This window comes from uncultured Gimesia sp., assembly GCF_937910335.1.
In the GTDB taxonomy this organism is placed as follows: domain Bacteria; phylum Planctomycetota; class Planctomycetia; order Planctomycetales; family Planctomycetaceae; genus Gimesia.
Map to the genome: position 1 here is coordinate 1 of NZ_CALEMX010000367.1, position 2,469 is coordinate 2,469.

2 protein-coding genes are annotated in these 2,469 nt (G+C 45.8%); one reads left to right on the plus strand and one right to left on the minus strand.

Annotated elements, in window-relative coordinates:
• Positions 1 to 171 precede the first annotated feature (171 nt).
• Complete coding sequence (locus Q0668_RS14720) at positions 172 to 843, plus strand: protein-L-isoaspartate(D-aspartate) O-methyltransferase (RefSeq protein WP_298865993.1); 672 nt, start codon at positions 172 to 174, stop codon at positions 841 to 843.
• 18 nt (positions 844 to 861) lie between these two features.
• Here Q0668_RS14720 and Q0668_RS14725 read toward each other — a convergent pair whose 3' ends face one another.
• Complete coding sequence (locus Q0668_RS14725) at positions 862 to 2,352, minus strand: amidohydrolase (RefSeq protein ID WP_298865995.1); 1,491 nt, start codon at positions 2,350 to 2,352, stop codon at positions 862 to 864.
• Positions 2,353 to 2,469: the final 117 nt, after the last annotated feature.

Sequence of the window (2,469 nt, forward strand, 5' to 3'; positions counted from 1 at the left end):
ATACTTACCAATGGTTTGACACGATTTCCTATACTTTTATACGACAAATATAATTCTTCTACTATAAACAATCTTGTCTCGTGAAATAAAATTTTGATTATTATAAAATGCAGGATAAAAAACCTACTCACTATTGGAACGAATCAATACTCATGGAAAAGTATTCAAAACATGAATCATTCACCAATGAAAGACAGTGATCGTTGGAAACTGGAGTGCCAGACGATGCTGGCACAACATCTTCAACCTCGAGGTATTGATGATCGTCGTGTTCTGGATGCCATGAGTCAGGTTCCGCGTGAGAAATTTGTTTCACTCGATCAACAATCGTTGGCTTACAACGATTGCGCCTTACCAATTGGTTACAATCAGACAATTTCTCAACCCTTTACCGTCGCATATATGTGTCAGGCGGCTCAGCTCAAGGGTGATGAAAATGTATTGGAAGTTGGTACTGGCTCTGGCTACGGAGCTGCTGTTTTATCTTTGCTAGCCAGTGAAGTGCATACGGTCGAGCGAATTCCGGAATTTAAAAAACAGGCCACGGAACGATTACACCGCTTTGGTTATTCCAACGTGCATATTCACACCGCAGATGGAAATCAGGGTGTTCAAGAAGCAGCCCCCTATGATGTCATTATTGTTACAGCAGGGGCAGCTTCACTTCCAGAACCGTATCGGAATCAACTCAAACCCGATGGGCGAATCATCATTCCCATTGGAACAGAACATACAGGTCAGACCATGTATCGGTTTACTCTGAAAAATGGTGAACTGTCTGAAGAGAATCTGGGAGCCTTTACCTTCGTCCCATTGATTGGAGAATATGGTTGGCCCGTGTAAAACAGCCTTCGGCTTCAACTACCTGATTTTGACAGGAGGTTTTTGTCCTTTGGGAATTAATGTGATATATTTCCGGTCTTTTATCCGTTGATCAAAGTCTGCTTTCGCATCTTTCACTAAAGCGGGATTCTCCAGTAGTTCTACCGTGGAAGCAGCCAATGCTTGGGCTGCATACAAAATCCCTTTCTCGCCAATCGAAGAACCGATGCAGGCTACATTCTGCCAACTGTGACCGGGATTGCCGGCAGCAAAACAAGTCGTCCGTAACCCACCAGTGGGAATATGCCAACTGATATCTCCAACGTCGGTTGAACCTTTCGTGGAAGTTCGGGATTCAAGCAGCGTATGGATCCGGTTATCGATGGCCATCGGAAAGTTCTGACCAAACTTTTCAATCAATGGCTGTTGGATACGACGGGCAAATACTTTTTCTTCATCCGAAAATTTGGGAGGCCCGATTGCCGTTAATTTTTTATGTATCAATTCTGAAAGTGGTGTATTAGGTATTAATTCATGATTATCAGTATCAACTTGTACTTTGAGTTTCGTACGAGTCATCAAAGCGGCTCCTTTGGCGATATCGATTACCCAGCGATAGTTACGTTCCAGGTCTTCATGTGTATTCGCCCGCACGTAATACCAGACAGTCGCTTTCGCAGGGACTACGTTAGGTTGCCCTCCACCATCGATAATCACATAATGCATCCGAGCATCTTCTTTCACATGCTCGCGCATAAAATTAACACCGGTATTCATTAGCTCGACAGCATCCAGGGCACTTACGCCCCGTTCCGGGCTGACCGATGCATGGGCGGGCAAACCGCTAAAGGTAAACTTAACCGACACCAGTGCTTTCGAACTTCCTAAATGTACGTTCGTCTTGGAAGAGGGATGCCAATGCAGGCAGATATCCAGATCCTTGAACTGACCGTCGAGCAGCATATAAACTTTTCCCAGCCCGGTCTCTTCAGCCGGCGTTCCATACAGGCGAATCGTCCCCTTAAGATGATGTTTCTCAATCGCCCGTTTTACAGCAAGCGCCGCTCCTAACGCAGCCGTCCCCAGGCCACTATGTCCACAGGCATGACCTGCCCCCCCCTCAGTCAGAGACTCTCGATAGGCAATTGCCTTTTGAGACAAGCCAGGTAACGCATCGTACTCAGCGAGAATTCCGATTACTGGTTTGCCACTTCCATAGCTGGCTACGAATGCCGTCGGCATATCAGAAACGCCACTCTTCACGGTGAATCCGTCCTGTTTCAATTTCTCAATCAGTAACTGAGACGACTTCGTTTCCTGTAAGCCTACTTCTGCATAATTCCAGATAGACTGATTGACTGCTATTAAATCCTCTGCCCGTTCAATGACATCTTTCACAGCCGTCTGCTGGGATTTACTCAATTTGCCCGTCGAAGTTTCATCAGCCTGGGCATCGTGTACGAGACTTAACTGTATCATCACCAGGACATACACCAACCACCAGATCTTTTTCTTCCCGATCACTCGCATGAGAACTTCTTTCTTTTGAAAATCAGCGTGGAATCTTCATTTTGGTAAATCTAGATTAGCAAAGCACACTGCAGTTGTCATCTCATTTCCCGTGATCACGCACGAGCCCTGTCAGCC

What these genes read in the sequence shown, in the direction of transcription:
- Q0668_RS14720 (WP_298865993.1), top strand. Translation starts at nt 172, where the DNA reads ATGAATCATTCACCAATGAAAGACAGTGATCGTTGGAAACTGGAGTGC.
- Q0668_RS14725 (WP_298865995.1), bottom strand. Translation starts at nt 2,352, where the DNA reads ATGCGAGTGATCGGGAAGAAAAAGATCTGGTGGTTGGTGTATGTCCTG.